This is a genomic window from Streptococcus sp. OH4692_COT-348 (genome assembly GCF_003859975.1).
GTDB lineage: Bacteria > Bacillota > Bacilli > Lactobacillales > Streptococcaceae > Streptococcus.
In genome coordinates this window covers 1-879 of the sequence record NZ_RQZB01000040.1, presented here as the reverse complement: position 1 = coordinate 879, position 879 = coordinate 1, and the positions used below count along the sequence as shown (strand labels likewise).

Below are 879 nucleotides of genomic sequence, written 5' to 3'. Positions count from 1 at the left end.
GTGTCTTTACGTACAATAGTTACTCCTGTTGCAGTTCCAACGAAATCTTTATTTGGTGTGAAGGTTACCTTACCTGTTGGATCAACAGTATATGTTCCTTCGTTTGGAACTGTTTTACTTGTTGTACCATCTTCAAATGTAGCAGGAACTTTATTGTCCATTGGTACATCTTTATGACCAGGTACAAATGTTGGTGTACCAGATTGAGGAGTGTTCTTAGGACCTGTAGAGCCTGTATCCACACCTGTTGGTGTAACTGGTGTTACAGTTGGAGTGTAACTTGACTCAACAGTTGTACCATTTGTAGGATCTGTTACAACTACTTTAGCTGGGTCTGGTGTTCCAACGAAGTCTTTATTTGGTGTGAAGGTTACTGTACCAGTTGGATCAATTGTATATGTACCAACTGTCTTACCATCCTTAGTAGCTGGGATAGTTGTTTCCTCAGTTCCAACGAACTTAGCTGGATTATCTGTTGTTGGTTTCAACTCAGTTCCATCAGCATGTTTATATGTTGGAGTACCTGTCTGTGGCTTACCTTGGATATCAGTTGATGTAGCAGGTGTTGTAGTTGGCGCTACTGGTTTATAGATAACGTATACTGTACTATCAGTTGACTCGTTTGTTACCTCAAGACTTGGAACAGTTTCCTTATCGTAAGTATAATTAGCTACTTCTGGAGAAACTACTTCCTCAAGCGTTTGTGCTGCTGACCAGTCAGTGTATTCCACATCTCCTGTTACCAAGTTAATGCTTGCGCTACGTGTGAAGGTTACTGTTTGAACTTCATCAGCTGTTACTTCTTTACCATTCTCATCGTTGTAGCGGTACTTGATTGTACGAGTAACTGTCTTAGTTAACTCAAGATTTTCTGCAGTA

General features: G+C 40.4%; 1 pseudogene. It reads right to left on the bottom strand.

From position 1 onward, the window contains the following. A pseudogene (locus EII37_RS10760) lies at nt 1-879 on the bottom strand (YSIRK signal domain/LPXTG anchor domain surface protein); the annotation flags it as partial.